Source organism: Blastococcus sp. CT_GayMR20, assembly GCF_004570345.1.
This window is the reverse complement of sequence record NZ_SPQM01000001.1, coordinates 40,067-61,573: the sequence shown is the minus strand read 5'-3', so window position 1 is coordinate 61,573 and position 21,507 is coordinate 40,067. Positions and strand designations below refer to the sequence as shown.

The 21,507-nt window shown below is 70.3% G+C and carries 21 protein-coding genes; 4 read left to right on the top strand and 17 right to left on the bottom strand.

All coding sequences use genetic code 11. The features are described 5' to 3' along the window. The first annotated feature begins 69 nt into the window (after positions 1-69). Positions 70-1,269, top strand: coding sequence for an acyl-CoA dehydrogenase family protein (locus E4P40_RS00290; protein WP_135156579.1), 1,200 nt, complete (start codon positions 70-72; stop codon positions 1,267-1,269). 1,285 nt (positions 1,270-2,554) lie between these two features. On the opposite strand, the gene E4P40_RS00275 is transcribed toward E4P40_RS00290, so the two are convergent. Continuing rightward, a complete protein-coding gene (locus tag E4P40_RS00275; protein WP_135156579.1) occupies positions 2,555-3,754 on the bottom strand; it encodes an acyl-CoA dehydrogenase family protein in 1,200 nt (399 codons plus the stop codon). 101 nt (positions 3,755-3,855) lie between these two features. On the opposite strand from E4P40_RS00275, the gene E4P40_RS00270 reads away from it, so the two are divergent. After that, a complete protein-coding gene (locus E4P40_RS00270; protein ID WP_209305144.1) occupies positions 3,856-4,605 on the top strand; it encodes an FCD domain-containing protein in 750 nt (249 codons plus the stop codon). Between the two features lie 23 nt (positions 4,606-4,628). Here E4P40_RS00270 and E4P40_RS00265 read toward each other — a convergent pair whose 3' ends face one another. The 3 genes from E4P40_RS00265 to E4P40_RS00255 are packed head-to-tail and all read right to left on the bottom strand — an operon-like array spanning position 4,629 to position 6,811. Then, positions 4,629-5,099 (bottom strand): MaoC family dehydratase, encoded by a 471-nt coding sequence (locus E4P40_RS00265; RefSeq protein WP_135156577.1) that lies wholly within the window; start codon positions 5,097-5,099, stop codon positions 4,629-4,631. Between the two features lie 31 nt (positions 5,100-5,130). Continuing rightward, complete coding sequence (locus tag E4P40_RS00260) at positions 5,131-6,024, bottom strand: CoA ester lyase (RefSeq protein ID WP_135156575.1); 894 nt, start codon at positions 6,022-6,024, stop codon at positions 5,131-5,133. A gap of 4 nt (positions 6,025-6,028) precedes the next feature. Continuing rightward, complete coding sequence (locus E4P40_RS00255; RefSeq protein ID WP_209305143.1) at positions 6,029-6,811, bottom strand: enoyl-CoA hydratase-related protein; 783 nt, start codon at positions 6,809-6,811, stop codon at positions 6,029-6,031. A 53-nt stretch (positions 6,812-6,864) separates the two neighbouring features. Between E4P40_RS00255 and E4P40_RS00250 the strand changes: the two genes are divergently transcribed. Then, entirely contained in the window at positions 6,865-7,728 is an 864-nt protein-coding gene (locus E4P40_RS00250) for an amidohydrolase family protein (protein WP_135156573.1), read from the top strand. Here E4P40_RS00250 and E4P40_RS00245 read toward each other — a convergent pair. From E4P40_RS00245 to E4P40_RS00220, 6 genes are all read right to left on the bottom strand, one after another. Then, a complete protein-coding gene (locus E4P40_RS00245; protein WP_135156571.1) occupies positions 7,689-8,411 on the bottom strand; it encodes a FadR/GntR family transcriptional regulator in 723 nt (240 codons plus the stop codon). The two genes, E4P40_RS00250 and E4P40_RS00245, sit on opposite strands and share 40 nt — an antisense overlap. A 126-nt stretch (positions 8,412-8,537) precedes the next feature. Continuing rightward, on the bottom strand, positions 8,538-9,719 hold the full coding sequence (locus E4P40_RS00240) for an acyl-CoA dehydrogenase family protein (RefSeq protein WP_209305142.1): 1,182 nt from the start codon (positions 9,717-9,719) through the stop codon (positions 8,538-8,540). 123 nt (positions 9,720-9,842) lie between these two features. After that, entirely contained in the window at positions 9,843-10,604 is a 762-nt protein-coding gene (locus E4P40_RS00235; RefSeq protein ID WP_135156569.1) for an SDR family oxidoreductase, read from the bottom strand. Next, on the bottom strand, positions 10,601-11,860 hold the full coding sequence (locus E4P40_RS00230) for a cytochrome P450 (protein WP_135156567.1): 1,260 nt from the start codon (positions 11,858-11,860) through the stop codon (positions 10,601-10,603). Before E4P40_RS00230 ends, E4P40_RS00235 begins: the two co-directional genes overlap by 4 nt. 34 nt (positions 11,861-11,894) lie before the next feature. Next, positions 11,895-12,347: a nuclear transport factor 2 family protein gene (locus E4P40_RS00225; RefSeq protein ID WP_135156565.1), complete on the bottom strand. Its 453-nt coding sequence runs from the start codon at positions 12,345-12,347 to the stop codon at positions 11,895-11,897. A 143-nt stretch (positions 12,348-12,490) separates the two neighbouring features. Beyond that, on the bottom strand, positions 12,491-13,357 hold the full coding sequence (locus E4P40_RS00220) for an enoyl-CoA hydratase-related protein (RefSeq protein WP_135156563.1): 867 nt from the start codon (positions 13,355-13,357) through the stop codon (positions 12,491-12,493). Between the two features lie 206 nt (positions 13,358-13,563). On the opposite strand from E4P40_RS00220, the gene E4P40_RS00215 reads away from it, so the two are divergent. Further along, positions 13,564-14,295 carry a FadR/GntR family transcriptional regulator gene (locus E4P40_RS00215; protein ID WP_135156561.1) on the top strand — a complete coding sequence of 244 codons (732 nt, stop codon included), beginning with the start codon at positions 13,564-13,566 and terminating at the stop codon, positions 14,293-14,295. A 153-nt stretch (positions 14,296-14,448) separates the two neighbouring features. Here E4P40_RS00215 and E4P40_RS00210 read toward each other — a convergent pair whose 3' ends face one another. The 7 genes from E4P40_RS00210 to E4P40_RS00180 form a co-directional block, all read right to left on the bottom strand. Next, positions 14,449-15,165 (bottom strand): ABC transporter ATP-binding protein, encoded by a 717-nt coding sequence (locus E4P40_RS00210; RefSeq protein WP_135156559.1) that lies wholly within the window; start codon positions 15,163-15,165, stop codon positions 14,449-14,451. Further along, positions 15,158-16,006: an ABC transporter ATP-binding protein gene (locus E4P40_RS00205; RefSeq protein WP_135156558.1), complete on the bottom strand. Its 849-nt coding sequence runs from the start codon at positions 16,004-16,006 to the stop codon at positions 15,158-15,160. The genes E4P40_RS00210 and E4P40_RS00205 overlap by 8 nt, the downstream gene beginning before the upstream one ends. Beyond that, positions 16,003-16,998, bottom strand: a complete 996-nt coding sequence (locus E4P40_RS00200) for a branched-chain amino acid ABC transporter permease (protein WP_135156557.1) — start codon at positions 16,996-16,998, stop codon at positions 16,003-16,005. The genes E4P40_RS00205 and E4P40_RS00200 overlap by 4 nt, the downstream gene beginning before the upstream one ends. Further along, positions 16,995-17,882, bottom strand: a complete 888-nt coding sequence (locus tag E4P40_RS00195; protein ID WP_209305141.1) for a branched-chain amino acid ABC transporter permease — start codon at positions 17,880-17,882, stop codon at positions 16,995-16,997. The genes E4P40_RS00200 and E4P40_RS00195 overlap by 4 nt, the downstream gene beginning before the upstream one ends. 112 nt (positions 17,883-17,994) lie before the next feature. Then, the gene (locus E4P40_RS00190) at positions 17,995-19,152 is read right to left on the bottom strand and encodes an ABC transporter substrate-binding protein (protein WP_167762058.1); all 1,158 of its coding nucleotides are present in this window, start codon (positions 19,150-19,152) and stop codon (positions 17,995-17,997) included. 141 nt (positions 19,153-19,293) lie between these two features. Then, the gene (locus tag E4P40_RS00185; RefSeq protein WP_209305140.1) at positions 19,294-20,202 is read right to left on the bottom strand and encodes an alpha/beta hydrolase; all 909 of its coding nucleotides are present in this window, start codon (positions 20,200-20,202) and stop codon (positions 19,294-19,296) included. A 35-nt stretch (positions 20,203-20,237) separates the two neighbouring features. Further along, on the bottom strand, positions 20,238-21,473 hold the full coding sequence (locus E4P40_RS00180) for a cytochrome P450 (protein WP_135156553.1): 1,236 nt from the start codon (positions 21,471-21,473) through the stop codon (positions 20,238-20,240). Positions 21,474-21,507 lie beyond the last annotated feature (34 nt).

The following is a 21,507-nucleotide window of genomic DNA, read 5'->3' as shown; positions in this document are numbered from 1 at the left end:
CCATGCTAAAGATTAATAACGAACCCGCCAAGGGTCTGAGGGCGTGTGCCCCGATGGGAGGACGGCGAGATGGCGGTTGAGACGGCCCTGCAGGCCGAGGGCCTGGCGCGCGAACTCGGGGCGCTGGTCCGCGACTGGGGCGTGCGCGAGGTCCGTCCCCGGGTCCGCGAGCTCGAGGAGAAGGGGGAGTTCCCGCACGACCTCTACCGGCAGATGGGTGAGATGGGCCTGTTCGGCTGCTGCTTCCCCGAGCGGCTGGGCGGCAACGGGGCCGGCTTCCGCGCACTGGCCGCGGTGGCGGAGAACCTCGCCTGGGTCTACCCGCCGCTGTCGGCGCCGATGAACCTGCAGGCCGCGACGGTCCCGCTGACGATCGCGAACTGGGGGACGCCGGAGCTCGTCGAGCGCTACGTGCCCGGCCTGGTGAGTGCCGAGCTGCTCGGCTGCAACGCGATGACCGAGCCCGATGGCGGTTCGGACTTCCTCGGTGCCATGCGCACGCGGGCGGTCCGGGACGGGGACGACTACGTCATCAACGGCGCCAAGATGTGGATCACCAACGCCAACGTCGCCGACGTCGCCGTGGTGTATGCGAAGACCGATCCGGCGGCCGGGCACAAGGGTGTCACCGCGTTCCTCGTCCCCACCGCAACGCCGGGCTTCGAGGCGACCCGGGTGCCCTGCCGCGTGCTGGGAAAGCTCATGCCGACGAACTCGGTGACCCTGACCGACGTCCGTGTGCCGTCGTCCCACGTGCTGGGCGCCGAGGGGCAGGGCTTCGCCGTCGCCATGAACGCGATGGACTACGGCCGGCTGTCGGTCGCCGCCCGCTCGGTGGGCCTGGCGCAGGCCTGCCTGGACGCAGCGCTGGAGTACGCCGACCAGCGGACGGCGTTCGGCCAGAAGATCGGCGAGTTCCAGATGGTCAAGAAGCAGCTCGCCGACATGACCGCCGAGGTGGCCGCGGCACGCGCGCTGGTCGACGCGGCGGCCGCCGCGTACGACGGGGGATCGGTGGCGACCCGGGAGAGCTCGATCGCCAAGTACTTCGCCGGCGAGGTGTGCAACCGCGCGGCTCAGGCGTGCGCGGAGATCTTCGGCGGGGCGGCCTTCAGCGACGAGCTCCCGGTCAGTATCTACCTGAACTACGCGAAGCTCTGGCAGACCGGTGAGGGCTCGGCGAACATCCAGGCGGTCCTCATCGCGGACGACGCGCTGGGCTGGAAGGACATGGACCGGCACCGGACCCCGCTGCCGGCGCTGGTCTGAGAACGGGGAGAACACCGATGAGCCCGTGTCCCGTCGTCCGGTTCGACCACCACTCGCCCGAGCACGCCGCGGACCCCGTCGCCAGCTACCGGGCGCTGCGGGAGCAGGGCCCCGTCGCGTGGAGCGAGGCGCACGGCGGGTACTGGATCGTCTCCGGGTACGACGCGGTCTTCGCCGCGGCCCGCGATGACGACGTGTTCTCCTCCGCCCGGTCGTCCGACGGTGGTGAGGGGCTGACCGTCGTGATCCCGAAGACCCCGATGCACCTGCACATCCCGATCGAGCTCGACCCACCTGAGTTCCGGAAGTACCGGAAGATCATCAACGCGATCACCGCGCCCGCGGCCATCGAGCGCATGACCCGGATGATCGACTTCTACTGCACCTGGTTCGTCGACCAGGTCATCGAGCGCGGCGAGTGCGACTTCACCGAGATCATCGGCGTCCCGTCGATCGTGACCGTCGACTGGCTGGGCCTGCCGGTCGAGGGCTGGGCGCGCTACGCCTCGGCGCACCGGGCCACGCTCGCGAACCCGAAGGGCAGCGCCGAGTACCAGCAGGCGGTGCAGGTCGACCATCGAGAAGACCTCGTCCTCGGTGAGCGGCCGGCCGTCGACCGACTGCGCCAACAGGAAGCTGATGGCGTCCTCGCGCGGTTCCCGGGCGCGGGCCGCGATCGTCGTCCGCATCTGCTCGGCGAGGTAGGGGTGGTCGACCTGCACCGCCTGCTGGTACTCGGCGCTGCCCTTCGGGTTCGCGAGCGTGGCCCGGTGCGCCGAGGCGTAGCGCGCCCAGCCCTCGACCGGCAGGCCCAGCCAGTCGACGGTCACGATCGACGGGACGCCGATGATCTCGGTGAAGTCGCACTCGCCGCGCTCGATGACCTGGTCGACGAACCAGGTGCAGTAGAAGTCGATCATCCGGGTCATGCGCTCGATGGCCGCGGGCGCGGTGATCGCGTTGATGATCTTCCGGTACTTCCGGAACTCAGGTGGGTCGAGCTCGATCGGGATGTGCAGGTGCATCGGGGTCTTCGGGATCACGACGGTCAGCCCCTCACCACCGTCGGACGACCGGGCGGAGGAGAACACGTCGTCATCGCGGGCCGCGGCGAAGACCGCGTCGTACCCGGAGACGATCCAGTACCCGCCGTGCGCCTCGCTCCACGCGACGGGGCCCTGCTCCCGCAGCGCCCGGTAGCTGGCGACGGGGTCCGCGGCGTGCTCGGGCGAGTGGTGGTCGAACCGGACGACGGGACACGGGCTCATCGGTGTTCTCCCCGTTCTCAGACCAGCGCCGGCAGCGGGGTCCGGTGCCGGTCCATGTCCTTCCAGCCCAGCGCGTCGTCCGCGATGAGGACCGCCTGGATGTTCGCCGAGCCCTCACCGGTCTGCCAGAGCTTCGCGTAGTTCAGGTAGATACTGACCGGGAGCTCGTCGCTGAAGGCCGCCCCGCCGAAGATCTCCGCGCACGCCTGAGCCGCGCGGTTGCACACCTCGCCGGCGAAGTACTTGGCGATCGAGCTCTCCCGGGTCGCCACCGATCCCCCGTCGTACGCGGCGGCCGCCGCGTCGACCAGCGCGCGTGCCGCGGCCACCTCGGCGGTCATGTCGGCGAGCTGCTTCTTGACCATCTGGAACTCGCCGATCTTCTGGCCGAACGCCGTCCGCTGGTCGGCGTACTCCAGCGCTGCGTCCAGGCAGGCCTGCGCCAGGCCCACCGAGCGGGCGGCGACCGACAGCCGGCCGTAGTCCATCGCGTTCATGGCGACGGCGAAGCCCTGCCCCTCGGCGCCCAGCACGTGGGACGACGGCACACGGACGTCGGTCAGGGTCACCGAGTTCGTCGGCATGAGCTTTCCCAGCACGCGGCAGGGCACCCGGGTCGCCTCGAAGCCCGGCGTTGCGGTGGGGACGAGGAACGCGGTGACACCCTTGTGCCCGGCCGCCGGATCGGTCTTCGCATACACCACGGCGACGTCGGCGACGTTGGCGTTGGTGATCCACATCTTGGCGCCGTTGATGACGTAGTCGTCCCCGTCCCGGACCGCCCGCGTGCGCATGGCACCGAGGAAGTCCGAACCGCCATCGGGCTCGGTCATCGCGTTGCAGCCGAGCAGCTCGGCACTCACCAGGCCGGGCACGTAGCGCTCGACGAGCTCCGGCGTCCCCCAGTTCGCGATCGTCAGCGGGACCGTCGCGGCCTGCAGGTTCATCGGCGCCGACAGCGGCGGGTAGACCCAGGCGAGGTTCTCCGCCACCGCGGCCAGTGCGCGGAAGCCGGCCCCGTTGCCGCCCAGCCGCTCGGGGAAGCAGCAGCCGAACAGGCCCATCTCACCCATCTGCCGGTAGAGGTCGTGCGGGAACTCCCCCTTCTCCTCGAGCTCGCGGACCCGGGGACGGACCTCGCGCACGCCCCAGTCGCGGACCAGCGCCCCGAGTTCGCGCGCCAGGCCCTCGGCCTGCAGGGCCGTCTCAACCGCCATCTCGCCGTCCTCCCATCGGGGCACACGCCCTCAGACCCTTGGCGGGTTCGTTATTAATCTTTAGCATGGTTGCTCTCTACATCTAGGGGGACGGACCGCCCATGTACGCCAGTTCCGCACTTCGCCCGCAGAAGGCCGCGATGCTGGTCGCCCAGCGGATCGTCCAGGACGCCCTCCGCGAGAACCGGAAGCCCGGCGACCTCCTGGTCCCGGAGCGGACCATGGTGGAGAAGTACGGGGCCGGCCGCGGCACGGTGCGCGAGGCCCTCCGCCTCCTCGAGGTCCAGGGCGTCATCTCGCTGAAGCCGGGACCCCACGGCGGCCCGGTGCTGCGCACCCCGGACGGCTCCCATCTGGCGAGCACCGTCGTCCTGCTCATGCAGCTGCAGGGCGCGCCGTTCCGCACGATCGTCGAGGTGCGCAGCGCCCTCGAGCCGATGATCAGCAGCCTGGCCGCGGAGCGGATCAGCGCCGCTTGCCTCGACGAGCTGGGCGACACCATCGAGCAGATGCACCGCGAGATGGACGACCAGGACTCCTTCCTCGACGCCAACAAGCGGTTCCACGACGTCATCGCCCGCTCGTCCGGCAACCCGCTCTTCGGCTACATGATCGAGTCGCTGCTCGGCATCATGGACGGGACCACGCTGGGCGTCGACTACCCCGTCCACCACCGGAGCGCCATCCTCGTCGCGCACGAGGAGATCTTCGAGGCGCTGAAGTCCGGTGACGCGGCGGCGTCGGCGGAGCGGATGCGCCGGCACATCGAGGCCTACGAGCGCTACGCCGAACGGAAGTTCCCGCACGTCATGGAGACGACGATCCCCTGGGACCAGCGCTTCCTGAGCTGAGCCGGCGCGCATCGTGATGGCGCTCAGCCGGCCGCGTCCTCGGCCGGCTTCTTCATCATCATGCCGGTGCGGTGGCACAGGTGGATCAGCTCGTCGCGCTGGTTGTAGCCGCGGTGCTCGAACCACACGATGCCCGCGTCCGTGCGGCTCTTCGACTCGCGCTTCTTGAGGATGGTCGACTCGGCACGGATCGTGTCGCCGTGGAAGACCGGCGCCGGGAAGGTCATCTTCTCGTAGCCCAGGTTGCCGATCGTCGTCTGGAAGGTCAGCTCCGGCACGATCATGCCGCCGACCAGCGCCGCGATGTACAGGCTGTTGAACAGCCGCTGCCCCTGGGGCAGGTTCTTCCGCGAGTACTCCTCGTCGAGGTGGATCGGCGCCACGTTCATGGTGAGCGAGGTGAACAGCACGTTGTCCATCTCGGTCACCGTGCGGGTGAACGCGTGCTTGATCTCCATGCCATCGTCGAATTCCTCGAAGTACAGGCCGCGCATGAGGGGTCCTCTCCCTGGGGTCGAACGGGGCTCAGATGCCGCCGTGCAGGCCGGCCAGCGCGTCCACCCGGGCGAGCCACCCGGTCGCCTTGTCGGCGTGCGCCTTGTCGATGTGGATGTCGCCGTACATGACGGCACCGAGACCGGCGGCCTCGGCGTCCTCGTACGCCTTGAGCAGGCCGCGGTAGAAGTCCACGTCCGCGGGGTCGGGCGTGTAGACGCGGTTGACCACCGGCACGTGGGTCGGATGCAGGACGACCTGACCCCGGAAGCCCATCTTGCGGCTGTCCACGGTGAACGCCTCCAGACCCTCGAGGTCGCGGATGCGCTCCCACAGCGCGGTCAGCGGGTGCACCCCCGCGGCGCGCGCGGCGAGCAGGATCCGGGAGCGGTGGTACCGGGACTCCGTTCCCTCCGGCGACCACTCGTAGCCGACCGCGATGGCGATGTCGGCGTGCTCGGCCGTCGGCCCGATCAGCGCGCCCACCCGCGGGGAGGCGAACGCGATCTCCTCGCAGTGCTGGATGCCCTCGATGGTCTCGATCGGCAGGATGTACTCGATGCCGGAGGCGCCGTTGCGGCGCTCGAAGTGCTCGACGAGGGCGTCGTACTTGGCGACGTCGACGGCCGAACCGACCTTGGGTGCGAAGACACCGGTCAGCCCGGGGACGACGACGGCCTCGAGGTCGGCGCCCGTCTCCCCCGTGTCCAGGGCGTTGGGGCGCACGAACAGGCCGACCCGCGGGTGCTCGTCGGAGATCCGCCCGATGGCGTCGCGGATGGCCTCCCGCGCGGACTCCTTCTCCGCCGGCGGGACCGAGTCCTCGAGGTCGAGGCAGAGGCAGTCGGCGCCGGCGACGACGGCCTTGTCGAACCAGGAGGGCTTGTTCCCGGGTACGGAGATGACGGTGCGGTAGGGCTTCATCGGTTCATCCGTCCTCGGCGAGCTTGAACTGGGGCTTGCGCTTCTCGAGGAATGCGGTGGCGCCTTCGACCATGTCCTCGCTGCCGATCGCCTGGACGAGCATCCCGAGCCCGGTGCTGAAGGAGTCCCGGGACTGGTTCCACCAGATGTTGGAACTCACCTTCGCGATCTCGAGGTAGCGCGGGCTCTTCTCGTGCAGTTCGTCGCACCAGCGCTGGACCTCGGCCTCGAGTTCGTCGTCCTCGACGACGGCGTTGACGAGGCCGTACTCCAGCGCCTGCTCGGCGGTGTAGCGCCGGCACAGGAAGCTGAGCTCCTTGGCGCGCTTCTCGCCGATCTGCACCGACATGACGTTCGTGGCCCCGGTGACCGGTGCGCTGCCGACCCGGGGGCCGGTCTGCCCGAACGTCGCCGAGCGGCCGGCGATCGCGAGGTCGCAGGCGACCACGAGCTCGTTGCCGCCGCCCGCGGCGGCACCGTTGACCGCGGCGATCACGGGGCGGGGGCAGGCCCGGACGGCGTCGAACATGCGCAGCGAGGCGCGGTAGAGCTTCCGCATCTGGGCCGTCGTCGGTGTGCTGAGCGTCGCCAGGGAGCCGCCGGCGCAGAAGCTGCGGTCGACACCGGTGATGACGACGGTGCGCATGCCGCTCGCGGACTCCAGCGCGTCGGAGATGATCCCGGCCATCGCCTCGTCGTAGGCATTGCGTCGCTGGGGAGCGTTGAGCCGGATCCACCGGGTCTCGCCACGGTCCTCGACCTGCACGGTGTCGTCGGCGTCACTCACAGATTCATAATGATGGTGCGCAGGGATTGCCGTCAAGCAGAGGGGAGCCCGGAATGGTCGTCGACGCCCACGTGCACGTCTGGGACCTGCAGGCGCACGACCACGGCTGGATGCCGCCGGACGCCCCGATCCGCCGTGACTTCGGCCTCGACGACCTGCGGTCCGCGGTCGCCGGGACGGAGGTCTCGAGCGTCGTCCTCGTCCAGGTGATCAACGACGCGGACGAGACCCGGGTCTTCCTCGAGCACGCACGGAGCGAGGAACTGGTCGCCGGCGTCATCGGCTGGATCGACCTGGCCCGGCCCGACGTCGACGAGGCGCTCGGCGCGCTGGCGGGCGATCCGGCGCTGGTCGGCATCCGGCACCAGGCCCTGGCGGAGACCGACCCGGCCGGCTGGTTGCGGTCGGATGCCGTCCAGCGGGGGCTGGAGGCGCTGGACGCGCTGGGGCTGCCCTTCGACCTGATGATCCGGCCGGAGCACTTCCCCGCGGCGGTCGAGTCGGCCCGCGCCCACCCGTCGCTGCGGTTCGTCCTGGACCACCTGGGCAAGGCGCCGATCGCGTCCGGACAGGTGGAGCCGTGGGCGACCGGCCTGAGGGCCCTGGCCGCGGAGCCGAACGTCTGGTGCAAGCTCTCCGGCATCCACACGATCGCCGCACCGGGCGCCACCTACGCCGACCTGGCGCCTTTCGCCGACGTGGCGATGGAGGCCTTCACGCCGGCCCGCGTGGTGTTCGGGTCCGACTGGCCGGTCTCGCTGCAGCGCGCCTCGTACGCCGACGTCGTGCAGACGGCCGCCCGAGCGTGCGCGGCCCTCGCCCCCGCCGAGCGGTCGGCCGTCCTGCGCGGGAACGCGCGGGAGGTGTACGGGCTGGATCAGCTCCAGTCGACGAGGTCGTCCATGCGGGCCGGGTAGCGCTCCTCGCAGTACTCCTTGTAGCGCATCATGTGCTCGCGCATGAGCCGCTCCGCCCGCTTGGGGTCGCGCTTCTCGATCGCCTTGGCGATCGCCGCGTGGTCGCGCAGGACGTCGTCGCGCTGGTCCGGCGGGTAGAGCACCCGCGTCACGCGGACCGACCAGATCGCGTAGATCGCGTCCGCGGCCAGCGCGAGCACCGGGTTGCCGGAGGCGAGCCCGACGGCACTGTGGAAGCCACCGGTCGCCGCGGAGTACAGCGTGTCGTCGTTCGCCACCCCGGCGTCGCCGGTCATGGCGGCCCGCATGATCGCGGCCGCGTCGTCCCCCTCGCGCTCGGCCGCCTTGCGGGCCAGCACCGCCTCGTACTCCACGCGCGCGTCCAGGAGCTGGCGGTAGGTCGTGCCGAGGGCCTGCAGGTGCAGCGTCATCATCTGGCCGAAGTGGGCCGGCTCGAACGGAGCGACGACCGGCCCGCCCCGGGGGCCGGGCTTGAGGACGACGAGCCCGTTGACCTCCAGGATGCGCAGCGCCTCGCGGAGCGACCCGCGGCCCACGCCGAAGCGCTCCAGCATCGCGCTCTCGGGGGGCAGCGTCGAGCCCGGGGCAAGGTTGTTGCGCCGGATGTCCTGCACGATCTCCCGTGCGACGGACTCGGCTACCTTCTCGGTGCGCTGCGCCACCCTGCGACCTCATGATCCGTGCGGGCGGCTGCGGTGCCTCGCCGCAGACGAGCCTGGACGGTGCCGATCATAGGCACCGAGCCGCCTCGAGATCACGTCGGGCTATCACGTGGTGACCCGTTGGGGTCAGTAGGACCGTGGGAGGCCCATCACCTTCTCGGCCAGGTAGGCGAGCACGAGCTCGTTGGAGATCGGCGCGATCCGCTGGACGCGCGACTCCCGCCAGTACCGCTCGACGTGGTACTCGCTCGTGTAGCCGTAGCCGCCGTGCACCTGCATGGCCCGGTCGCACGCCTCGAAGGCCCAGGTCGAGGCCAGGTACTTCGCCTCGTTCGCCTCCTTGCCGCAGGGCATGCCGTTGTCGTACATCCACGCGGCCTTGCGGATGAGCAGCTCGACGGCATCGAGCTTGGCCAGGGAGTCGGCCAGCGGGAACTGGATGCCCTGGTTCATGCCGATCGGCCGGCCGAACACCTCGCGCTGCTTGACGTACTCGGTGGCGCGGCGCAGGGCGACCCGGCCCATGCCGAGGCAGCCGCCCGCGACGATGATCCGCTCGGCGTTGAGGCCGGCGAGCAGGTACTTGAAGCCCTTGCCCTCCTCACCGATCCGGTCCTCCTCGGGGATGAAGAGATCGTCGATGAAGAGCATGTTCGTCGAGACGGCGTTGCGGCCGACCTTGGGGATCGGCTGCACCTTGATGTGCTCGCGGTCCATCTCGGTGAAGAACAGGGTCATGCCGTCGGTCGGCTTCACGCCGGCGTCGCGCGGCGCCGTCCGGGTGATCAGCAGCAGCCGCTCGGCCTGCTCGGCCCGGGAGATGAACACCTTGCGCCCGTTGACCTTGTAGCCACCGGGGACCTTCTCGGCGAACGTCGTGATGTTCGTGGTCTCGGTGCCGGCGTCGGGCTCGGTCACGCCGAACGACACCTGCAGCTTGCCCTCGGCGGCCTTCGGCAGGAAGCGCCGCTTCTGCTCCTCGCTCCCGTGCTTGACGATCGGCTCGAGCCCGAACAGCCCCACCTGCACGGTGGTCCCGGCGTTGAGCGCACCTCCGCTGCCGGTGACCTCCTCCAGCAGGAGGGCCGCTTCCTGGACGCCGGCGCCGCCGCCGCCGTACTCCTCGGGGATGCAGATCCCGATCCAGCCGGCCTCGGCCATCGTGTCGTGGAACTCCCACGGGAACTCGTGGTCCATGTCGTGCCGCATCCAGTACTCGTCCGTGAACCCGGACATGGTCTTGCGGAGGGACGTGCGGATCTCCCGCTCGTCCTCGGCACTCATCATGTCGACCACAGCAGCTCCCATCACCGATTTCTGCTAATGGTGATTAGGGTAAGCGCCCGGCGTGAGATTGCAAGGGGCCGCGTCGGCTCCTCGAACGTGCCTCGCGGAGGTCGACCCGGCCGAACCGGCCGGCCGGCCCTGCGGTCAGTCGACGGGGGTGGGCAGCCGCGACGTCGCCGTCTCGCCGCCGTCGACGACGAAGTCGGCGCCCGTGCTGTAGGTGGAGTCGTCCGAGATCAGATGGACGACGAGGGGCGCGACCTCGCCCACCGATCCGGGTCGACCGGTCAGGTTCCTGACGGCTGTGGCGGAGCGCGCTGCCATCGCTGTGGTCACGACACCGGGCGCCAACGAGTTCACCCTGATGCCCCACGGTGCGAGCTCCACAGCGGCGGAGCGGGTGAGCCCCCGGACCCCCCATTTGCTGGCGGTGTAGCCCGAGATCGACGGAACTCCCGTGAGCCCGGCGGTACTGGCGACGTTCACGATCGAGCCCCCTCCGGACTCGCGCATGAGGGGCGCACAGTGCTGCAGTCCGAGGAAGGTGCCGGTGAGGTTGACCTTCAGCACCCCCTCGAAATCCGCCAGCGGCATGTCGGTGATGCCGCCACGGATGACGATGCCTGCGTTGTTGACGAGGCCGTCGAGCCGACCATGGCGTCTGCGCACCTCGGCCACGAGCGTCCGCCACGAGATCTCCTCGCGCACATCGAGCTGCAACGCCGCACAGTCCGACCCGGCACTCTCGGCCGTCGTGGCAGCCGCCGCCGGATCGATGTCCGCGGCGACGACATGCGCCCCTTCGGCGGCGAGCGCATGGACGAACGCTGCCCCGAGTCCGCCGCCCGCCCCGGAGACGACGACGACCTTCCCCTGCACCCTGCCGCGGCGCTCGGTACCCGTCATGTCCCGGTCTCGACCAGCACCGTGGCCGGACCCCGGGTGCGGAGACCGACGTCGGCCCCCGTCTCGCCGTCCGCCAGTCGCAGGCTCGGGAAGGCGTCGAGGAACTGATTGAGCGCGACGTCCATCTCCGTCCGGGCCAGCATCGCGCCGATGCAGAAGTGACGACCCGCGCCGAAGCCGACGTGGTCGGCGGCGCCGCTGAAGGCACGGGTGTGCAGCAGGTCCTCCCGCCCGACGCGGAACTCGTCGGGTCGCTCGTACTTGGCTGGGTCCCTGTTGGCGGAGGCACCCACGAGGTACACGATGCTCTCGGCCGGGATGACCGCTCCCGCCAGCTCGACGTCCTCCTCGGTGAGCCGGGTCGTCATCTGGCTGGGGGGCGAGAACCGGAGCGTCTCCGCGATCGCGGGCGTGACCAGGGAACGGTCGTCCCGGACGCGTTCCCACTCGCCGTAGAGCAGCAGATTGCGGATCAGGCTGGAGAACGCCTTGTCCGTCGTGTCGCCGCCGGCGGTGAGGAGCAGGCTCGCGTATGCCCGGACCTCGTCGTCGGTCATCCGGTAACCGTCCACCTCCGACTCGACGATCGCCGAGACGAGGTCGCTGCCGGGCTTCTTGCGCCGTTCGGCGATGAGCGGCAGGAGGTAGTCGGTCAACTCCTGCTTCGCCCGGACCCCCCGGGCGTTCACATCGGGATCGGCGGCGTAGTTCGTCACGAACGCCATCAGCCGCGTGTACCAGTCGATGAACTGCGGCCGGTCGGCCTGAGGCAGGCCGAGCATCTCGGCGATGACGGATATCGGGAACCTCTGGGAGAACTGTGCGGCGATGTCGACCGCGCCCCCGGCCGACCCCTGTTCGATCAGCTCGCCGGTCAGTGTCGCTGCGCTGCGGGGCGCGATCTCGGACACCAGCTGCGCAGCTGCCTGGTGGATCCTGTCGTCGAGCGCGTCGAGCGCCTTGCCCCGGAAGTGCGGCGTGAGGAGCGCCCGGTTCTTGGCGTGCAGGCTTCCCTCCAGCGACAGCACGGTTCGCCCGTGGATGGTCTCGAGCGTGGCCTGGTACCCGCGCGTGGAGAACCGGGTGTCCCGGTACGCCTCCCAGACGGCGTCGTACGTCGTCACCAGGTAGGCACCCATCCGGGGGTCCCGGTACACGGGCGCATGCTCGCGGAGACGTGCGTAGTGGGCGTGCGGATCCTGCCCGACCTCCGGATCGAGGAGCGACGGGAAGGCGCTGCCGGACGGAACGGTCATCCGATGACTCCTCGGGATCGGGCTGTCGAGCAGGTCAGTCGGTGCCGGCGTAGGCGAAGGCGTCGTGGCCGGGCTGAGCGTCCATGACCCTGTGGACCTGGATGTTCTTGTGGGCGATCTTGAGGTCCCCGTCGACCTCGACGTGGTCGTCGGCGTAGCGGCCGATCAGGATCTGAGTGCCTCGATCGTGGAAGAGCCGCGCCTGGAAGTAGGCGCTGGTCCGGATCAGGTGCCCGTCCCGCGACGCGATCACATTCGTCACCGCGTGCTGGCACACCTGGAAACCCCGGAGGATGTGCGCCCGGTAGATGTCGAGGAACGCCTCGGTCCCGCCTCGCTCCGCCTTTCCGCCTCGGGTGATGCGGATGTCGTCCGTGGCGAGCTCGCGCAAGGTGTCCAGGTCCTCGCGATCGACCGCATCCGCGTAGAGGTGGTAGAGCAGCGCACTGCGCGTCGTCAGACCCGCCCGGTCGTCAGTGACAAGCATGTGGGTCCTCACGTCTCGGCTCTGACGGGAACGCTGCGTCGAGACGTTCGTCCGCTCGACGGGCGTCGTCAGAACCGTGATAATGGTTCGCTTGGATGTAGCGGCATGCTGTCAGAGCGCTCGACGCTGCGCAAGCGCCCGGCTCAGGCGCCGGTCCACTCCGGGGGCGGTGCCGGCGCCCCCGGAAGCCCCCCGAAGACGTCGGGCAGGTCCGCCGGGACGGTCCGGGTGAAGCGCGCCGGCCGCCGCTCCAGGAACGACGCGACCCCCTCGGCCACGTCCGGGCTCGCGCCCCGCTCGACCATCGCGCGCGACTCGGCGATGTGGGAGTACATGGGATGCGGGAAGGCCAGGCCCTGCCACAACAGCTGACGGTTGAGCGACACCGAGACCGGGGCGGCGGCGTCGGCGATCTGCCGCGCCAGCTCCATCGCCGCCGGCAGCAGATCGTCCGGGGCGTGGACGGCGTGGACCAGGCCCGCGGCGAGCGCCTCCTCGGCGCCGAACACCCGGCCGGTGAGGGTCCACTCCGCCGCACGCTGGATGCCGACGAGCCGCGGCAGGAACCAGCTCGACGCGCTCTCCATGACGATGCCGCGCTGGGCGAACACGAAGCCGAACTTCGCCCGCTCGCTGGCCAGTCGGATGTCCATGGGTAGGGTCATCGTCACCCCGACACCGACCGCGGCCCCGTTGACCGCCGCGATCAGCGGCTTCGTCGAGGCGAAGAACCGCAGGGCCAGCTCGCCACCGCTGTCGCGCTGCCGGGCGCTCTCGTCGTCCCCGGCACGGGCGAAGGCGTCGGGATCGGACAGGTCCATCCCCGCGCAGAAGGCCCGGCCGGCCCCGGTCACCACGACGGCGCGAACGTCGTCGTCCCGGTCGAGGTCGCCGACCACCGCGACGAGGTCGTCCTTCATGGCGACGGTGTAGGCGTTGAGCTGGTCCGGGCGGTCGAGCGTGACGACGGCGATCCCGTCGGCCTTCTCGACCGCGATCGTGCCGGCCACTACCGACCGGGCCGGACCGTCGTCGCGCAGCCCTCGGGGCGCCCGGATCGGCAGTACGGGGGGCTCGGTGGGCGCCGCGTCATGGACTAGCCTTTCCGCAGATAGTTTGGCGTATAATCATATCCATCAATCTGCTGAACGGCTGAGCCGGTGGCCGAAACCATCCCGTCGACGTCCACCGACCCATGGCCGAAGGTGAGCCGAACATGACCCACTCGATCCGACCCCAGAAGATGGCGCTCATCGTCGCCCAGCGCATCGTGCGCGACATCGAGCGCGAGGGTCTGGGGCCCGGCGACAAGCTGCCGCCCGAGCGGGTCATGATGGAGACGTACGAGGCGGGCCGCGGCACGCTGCGCGAGTCGCTCCGATTCCTCGAACTGCAGGGCGTCCTCTCGTTCAAGCCGGGGCCCGGTGGGGGTCCGGTCATCGAGAAGCCGACCGCCGACAACCTCGCGACGACGCTCACCCTGCTGCTCCAGTTCGACGGCGCGCGTTACCAGGTGATCGCCGAGGCGCGCGAGGCCTTCGAGCCCGTGATGGCACAGCTGGCGGCCAGCCGGATCACCCCCGAGCACCTCGTCCAGCTCGAGCAGACGGTCACGGACATGGCCGACAACCTCGAGGACGTCGAGGTCTACCTCGACGCCAACCGCCGGTTCCACAACGTCATCGCATGGGCGTCGGGCAACGCGCTGTTCGGTCACCTGGTCGACGTCATGGGCGGCGCCATGGACATCAGCGGGGCCGCGCAGGGCATCCAGTACCCGCTGAAGCGGCGCCAGGCCGTGCTCAAGGCGCACCAGGAGATCTTCGAGGCGATCCGGAACTCCGAGCCGGAGCAGGCCGAGAAGAGCATGCGAACGCACATCGACGAGTACCTGGTGTACGCCTCCCGCAAGTACCCCGACGCGCTGGACAAGCCCATCCGCTGGTGAGCGAGGCCCCGCCTCAGAGCAGCTGACATCGAGCCCGGACGATGTTGCCCACAGCATCCGGAGGTTCTCGGTCAGGCCGGTGGCCGCCCACGTGGTCGCGCCGTAGACGGTCCCCCGTGACGAGGTTGCTGCGTCGTCCGCTCACCGACCTGCTTACTCCGCCAGCGCGGCCTCGCCGAGGAACGCCCGCAGCACGGAGGCGTGACTGCGCGCCTCCTTGGCCTCACCGGTGTAGACGACCTCGCCTCGGGTCACGGCCACGACCGCGTCGGCGACGTCCAGTCCCGCTTCGGCGTTCTGCTCGACCATGAGGATCCCGATGCCGGCGTCGGCCATCGTCCGGACCCGCTCCAGCACGGTGTCGACGACGACGGGAGCCAAGCCCATCGACGGCTCGTCCATCAGCATGATCTTGGGCTGCGACATCAGGGCGCGGCCGAAGGCCAGCATCTGCTGCTCGCCGCCGCTGAGCAGCGCGGCGGCGCCCTCGCTGCGCTCCCGGAGGATCGGGAACATCTCGTAGACCCGGGCCAGCGTCTCGTCGAATTCCGTTCTCGACGCGGTGTAGCCACCCAGCCGCAGGTTCTCGGCGACGGTCAGGGGACCGAACACCCGACGGCCCTCCGGCACGAGCGCGACACCCCGGCGCACGATGGCGTGCGGGGCCAGGCCGGTGAGGTCGGTGCCGTCCAGCGTCACGGTGCCGCTGGCCGGCGGCTCGAGGCCGGCGACGGCCTTGAGCGTCGTGCTCTTGCCCGCACCGTTCGGTCCGAGTACGAGGGTGATCTTCCCGGGGTGCACCGAGAGGGACACCCCTCGGACCGCCTCGACGTGGGCGTAGTTGACGTGCAGGTCGCTGATCTCAAGCATGCTCGCGGAACTTCCTTCCGAGGTAGGCCTCCTGCACCAGGGGGTTCTGCACGACCTCGCGCGGCTCGCCCTCGGCGATGAGCTTGCCCGTGTTCATGGCGAACACGTAGTCGCACGTGTCGATCATCATCTGCACGTCGTGCTCCACGAGCAGCTGGCAGAGCTCGCCCTCCGAGCGCATGTCCCTCAGCAGCCCCGAGATCTCCGCGCGCTCCGCCTGGTTCATCCCTGCCGTCGGCTCGTCGAGCAGGAGCAGCCTCGGTTCCATGGCCATCGCCCGAGCGATCTCGACCCGACGCTGAGTGCCGTAGGAGAGCTCGGTCGGGTAGTAGGACTCGAAGCCGTTCAGGCCGGTCCGCGCAATCGCGGCGGCGACGGGAGGTGACGGCGGGGTCGTCCCGATCCCGGCCATGCCCTTGACCCGCGAGAGGAGGTCCCCGCGCGGAGCCGCGGAGCCTGACCCGCCGCGGCCGGTCCGCGCGTCCGCACCGACCTGGATGTTGGCCTGGACGTCGAGGTCGGGCAGCAGCCGGACCGTCTGGAAGGTGCGCGCGACGCCCAGGTGCACCAGCTTGTCGGGCCGCACCCCGGTGTAGTCCTGCCCGTCGAACAGGAGGTCGCCGCGCGTCAGCTGGGTCAGCCGGGTGATGGCACCGATCAACGTCGTCTTGCCCGAACCGTTGGGTCCGATGATGCCGTAGATCAGGCCGGGCTCGAGCTTCAGCGTGACGCCGTCGACGGCCTTGACCCCACCGAAGTGGACGGCGACGTCGCGCAGCTCCAGCACCGGTGCACCTGCGCTCTCCTCCCGGCGTCCCTCCTGTGACTGGTCGACGCTCATGCCTTGCCCCCCAGCAGCGACGTGGACGAGGACGCGCCCGTGGCGGGCGAGGTGTTCTGCGCCCCACCGGCCGTCGGACCGGTCATGAGCGGTTCGAGGTCGGGCTCGGGCTCCAGCTCTGCCGGTGGTGGGGCGGCCGGCTTGCGTCTGCGGCGCTGGATCGCACGGGTGATGTCGACGAAGACGCCGTGGATCCCGCGCGGCAGCAGGACCGCGGCGACGGCGACGATGACGCCGTAGAGCAGGGTCTCCCACTCGCCCACGAACTCGAGGAAGGTCGGCAGCCAGGTGAAGACGATCGCGCCGATCACGGCGCCCTTCCACGACATGGCGCCCCCGACGATGATCATCGTGAGTGCCAGGACGATCAGGTGGAAACCGATGTCGAGCGGGCCGATCGTGGTGCGGACCATGACGTTCAGGGCGCCGGCGAGCCCGCCCAGCGCACCGCTCACCACGAACGCGGCGAGCCGGTACCGGCGGACGTTGATCCCCGCGGACGCGGCCAGCTGCTGGTCGTCCCGGACGGCGTGCACCCGACGGCCGACCTTGCCGTGCTCGCTGAGCACCACCAGGCCGAGGACGATCAGCGTCAGGACCCACATCGTCGGCATCGTGAAGTCGGTGAGGACCCCGTAGAGGCCCGTCGACGACCCGGTGAACGTCCCGCCGTTGATCGCGATGACACCGATGATGAGGTCGAACGCGACGGTCGCCATGGCGAGGTAGAGGCCGGCGAGCCGGGCGATCACGAGGCCCAGCAGCAGGCCGATGACCGCCGTCAGGACCACGGCCAGGCCGATGGCGGCCAGGGAGCCCAGTTGCCAGTGGATGGCCATGAGGGCCGCGGCGTAGGCGCCGATGCCGTAGGAGCCGACCCCGGCGAAGGAGAACACCCCCATGCGCAGGGGCACCTGCACCGAGAGCGCCATGAGCAGGCCGGTGAGCGTCGCCTGAACGAGGACCAGGTTGGCGTAGTACCAGGTGCTCATGCCCGTCGAACCTCCTTGCGGCCGAACACGCCGGACGGCCGGACCAGCAGAACCAGGAAGATGAGTCCGAACGCGACCGCATCGGTCCACGAGCCGCTGGTGTTCAGCAGGACCCAGGTCTCGACGGCCGCGAGGGCGAAGGCGCCGAAGGCGACCCCGAGCATCGAGCCGACACCGCCGAGGATGACGATGGCGAACGCCTTGATCAGCAGGATGTCGCCGCTCTCGGGCGTGATCGCCCCGAGCGTGTAGGTGAACAGCACCCCGGCGAGGCCGGCCATGCCGCCGGAGACCGCCATGGTCACCAGGGCGAGCTGCCGGCGGTTGATGCCCATCAGGCTGGCGACCTCGGAGTCCACGCCGATCGAGCGGAGCGCGAGGCCGTGCTTGGACCGGCGGAACCACAGTGCCGTGACGGCCCACAGGGCGATCCCGATGACGATCGTGAGCACCGCGACGTTGGTGATGCGGACGTCCCCGAACTGCCAGACGTTCACGTCGAAGCTGGACTCGGAGAGCCCGAACGGGTTGCTCTTGGTCTGGCGCTGCGCGATCGCCAGGGGGATGGTGGCGATGCCGATGCCGCCGATCAGGATCTGCATCTCCGCGGAGCGCTTGGTCCGCGCGCGCTTGAGGATCTGCTCGAATGCGAGCACCTGGATCAGCAGTGACAGCAGCGCGCCGACCAGGACGCCGACGAGCACCACGCCGAGGATCGGCAGCTGCACGGAGCCGAGCACGAGGTACGCCGTGAACGTGGCGAACATGAAGATCGCCCCGTGGGCGAAGTTCAGGATGTCGATGGTGCCCCACGTGAGGCTCAGCCCCAGGGCGAAGAGCAGGTAGATCGAGCCGAGGCTGATAACGCTCAGTAGTTCCTGCAACAGTCCGCTCCGCTCTGGATGGGATCGGGAGTGGCGAGGCGGCGGGCCGCGATCTGATGTGCGGCCCACCGCCTCGCGTCAGCGTGACAGGTGGAGACTTCCGACGGGAAGGTCAGCCCTCGGCGGCGTAGAGCAGTTGGCTCTCGGTGCCGGTCCACTCGACGGCGGCGCCGGCCACCTGGATGGTGCCGTCCTCCCACGTGAGGTCCTCACCGAGCGCACCGGTCCACGGCTCCGCCGCGACGGCGGCCATTCCCTCGATGATGTCCGCCCGCTCGGCCGAGCCGGCCTCCTTGATGGCACGCGCAAGGAACCAGGCGGCGTCGTAGCCCTCGGCCGCGTAGTTCAGCGGGTCCTCGCCGTACTCCTCGTTGTAGGCCTCGACGAACGCCTGGCTGGACTCGACCTCCTGTGCCGGGTGGAAGTCGGTCGCCCACACCATGCCTGCGCCGTCCTCACCGGCCGGCGACAGGTTGCCGGCGCTGGCGCCGGCGTTGCCCAGGACCGGCCCGTCGTAGCCCGCCTGCCGCAGCTGTGTCATGGCCGTCGGGTTGGCGGCACCGACCAGCAGGAGCGACACCACGTCCGGGTCGGCGTCCAGGACCTGACTGATCGCCGCGCTGAAGTCCTGCGTCGTGGGCGTGGTGCCCACCTCGGCGACCACCTCGAGGCCGAGGCCCGGGATCGACTCCTTGGCGACCTCCTCGAGGGTCGGGGTGGGCGCGTAGATGACGCCCACGGTCTCCCAGCCGTTCTCGTCCACGTACTCCTGGAGGGCCGGGTAGTAGGAGCTCATCAGCGGCGTGGCGCGGTACGTGGCGTCACCGATCACGACGCCCTCACTGCCGGCCTGCGTGTAGATGATCGGCAGACCCGCCTGCTGCGCCAGCGGCGACTGGGCGACAGCCTCCTGGCTGGACACCGAGCCGTACACGGCCGCAACGCTCGGGTTCGCGATCGCCGTGCTGAGCTCGCTCGCGGCAGTGGGGATCTGACCCTTGGTGTCCTTGTACTCCACCTCGATGGTCGTGTTCTCGCCGAGGAAGCCCTGCTCGTTGATCTCCTTGACCGCGAGCTTGAAGCCGTCCTCGGCCGAGAGGCCGGCGAACGCAGCGGGGCCGGTCTCGGGGTTGATGCTGACGAAGTTGATGACCTCCGGAAGGTTGGCGCCCTCGGAGCCACCCCCGCCACCACCACCGGTGCCGCCTCCGTCGTCACCACCACCGCATGCCGCCACAAACAGCAGGCCGGCGGTCGACAGAGCGACCACGGCCCGGCGTGAACGCAGAATCCTCATTCCAGCCTCTCCAGACATATGACAATCATGCGCATCATCGGCATGTGTGACGGTCACCATAGGGCGAGTCCGGAGGGATGTCCATAGCCCGTTCCCGACCTGTGACAGGCGGGCTCAGGCGACCAGGAAACGGTCCAGCGCCTCGTCCCGTTCACGACAGAATCTGCGGGTGAGTGCCGCGTCCGGGGCGAACAGGTCGAAGCCGTGGACGCCGCCGGGGTAGACGTGCAGCTCGGTCGGGACCTGGGCCTCGAGCAGCCGCCGGGCGTAGTCGACGTCCTCGTCGCGGAAGAGGTCCAGCTCGGTCGTCGCGATCCAGGTGGGCGGCAGACCCACCAGCCGGTCCGCTCGCGCCGGGGCTGCGTAGGCCGGCACGTCGTCCCCGGCCAAGCCCCCGAGGTAGGCCGCCCAGCCGATGCGGTTGCTCTCGTGGTTCCACACCCGGGGATCGGTGACCGCGCGGCTGGAGACGGTGCGCTCCCGGTCGTCCAGCATCGGGTAGACCAGCAGCTGGCCCGCCACGGCGGACTCGCCACGGTCCCGCGCGAGGAGCGTCAGCCCGGCCGCCACCCCGCCTCCCGAGCTGGCCCCACCCACCACCACGCGGCCGGGGTCGGCGGCGATCCCCTTCAGGCCGGCGGTCACCGCCGCCAGGACGGCGTAGCAGTCGTGCAGGGCGGCCGGGTACGGGTGCTCGGGCGCGCGGCGCCAGTCGACGGCCAGCGCCACGCAGCCGGTGCGGGCGACGACCGTGTCGAGCAGCGGGTCGTCCTGCTCCGGCGCCCCGAGCACGTGACCGCCGCCGTGCACCCAGAGCAGGACGGCGCCGGTCGCCTCCCCCACCGGCCGGTGCACCCGGACGCGCACGTCGGGGTCGCCCGCCGCTCCGGGGACCCATCGGTCGTCGACGAGCACGCGCCCGCTGGGGGTCCACCGGGCACGCCCGGCCGCGGCCAGCCGGTCACGCTCCTCCCGGGCCCGCGGGATGTCCGTGAGGTCGAGCGAGGGGATCGTGTCGAGCACGGCCTCGACCTCGGGATCGCACCGGCCCGGGAGGGTCACCGGTCCGCGCCGAGACGCGGCCCGGGGGTGAAGGTCGCCGGGATGCGTTGGAAGCCGGCGTTGACGCCCTGGTGCGGATAGGTCTGCAGGCCCGCCTCGTCCACGACGTAGTCGGGCATCCGGCGGATCACCTGCCCGATCAGCTCCTTGGCGATCGCCCGCCCGACATGGGCGCCGGCGCAGCGGTGGATACCCATGCCGAAAGCGGTGTGCCGGTTCGGCCACCGGGTCAGGACGACGTCCTCCGCGTCCTCGAACTGCCCCGGGTCGCGGTTGGCCGAGCTCCAGGCCAGCAGCACCCGGTCGCCCCGCTTCATCGGGCAGCCGCGGAACTCGGTGTCCTGCGTGACGGTGCGCGCGAGGGCCTGGGTCGGGGAGAACGCGCGGAGGAACTCCTCCACCGCCCGCGCCAGGAGGTCGGGGTCCTCCAGCAGCTGCCGGCGCTGGTCGGGATGCCGGCTCAGGTGGACCAGGGTCTGGCTGACGAGGGACGCAGTGGTCCCAACGCCGCCGGAGATCAGCAGCTCCACCATCGAGTAGGCGGCGTCGTCGCTGATCGGCGTCCCGTCGACGTCCTGGGCGAGGAGGTAGCTGATCAGGTCGTCGCGCGGCTGCGCCCGGCGGGCTGCGATGGCCACCGTGATCTGCCCTTCCATCCACGGGATGTCCACCTCGACGGCGTGCGTGTGCGCCGGGCTGCCCGGGGAGTCCGCGAGGACCGAGTGCAGCGCCCGCGAATAGCGGCGCCAGTCGCCGACGTCGAGCCCGAGCCAGTCCAGGGTCACCACGGCGGGCACCCCGATGACCCCGGCGAAGTCGCACTCCCCCGTCTCGATGACCTGGTCGACGAACCAGGTCGTCCAGCGCTCGATCATCGGCTGCAGCTCGGCGACCGCGGCGGGCGACGTCACCGGGTTGAGGATCTTCCGGTAGCTGCGGTGCTCGGGCAGGTCCAGCTCGACCGGGATGTGCAGCCGCACGGGCGCCTTCGGGATGGTGTTCGCGAGCCCCTCACCGCCGTACGGGCTGCGGCCGGAGCTGAACACCGCGTCGTCCCGGGCGGCCGCGAAGACGGCGTCGTAGTCCGACAGGACCCAGTACCCCCCGTGCGCCTCCGTCCAGGCCACCGGGGCCTCGGCCCGAAGCCGGGCGTAGGAGGCCACGGGGTCGGCCGAGTGCCCCGGCGAGTTGTGGTCGAAGGGCACGACCGGGCATTTCCGTGGTTCGGTCATCCGACATCCTCCCAGGAATCAATGCATATGATAG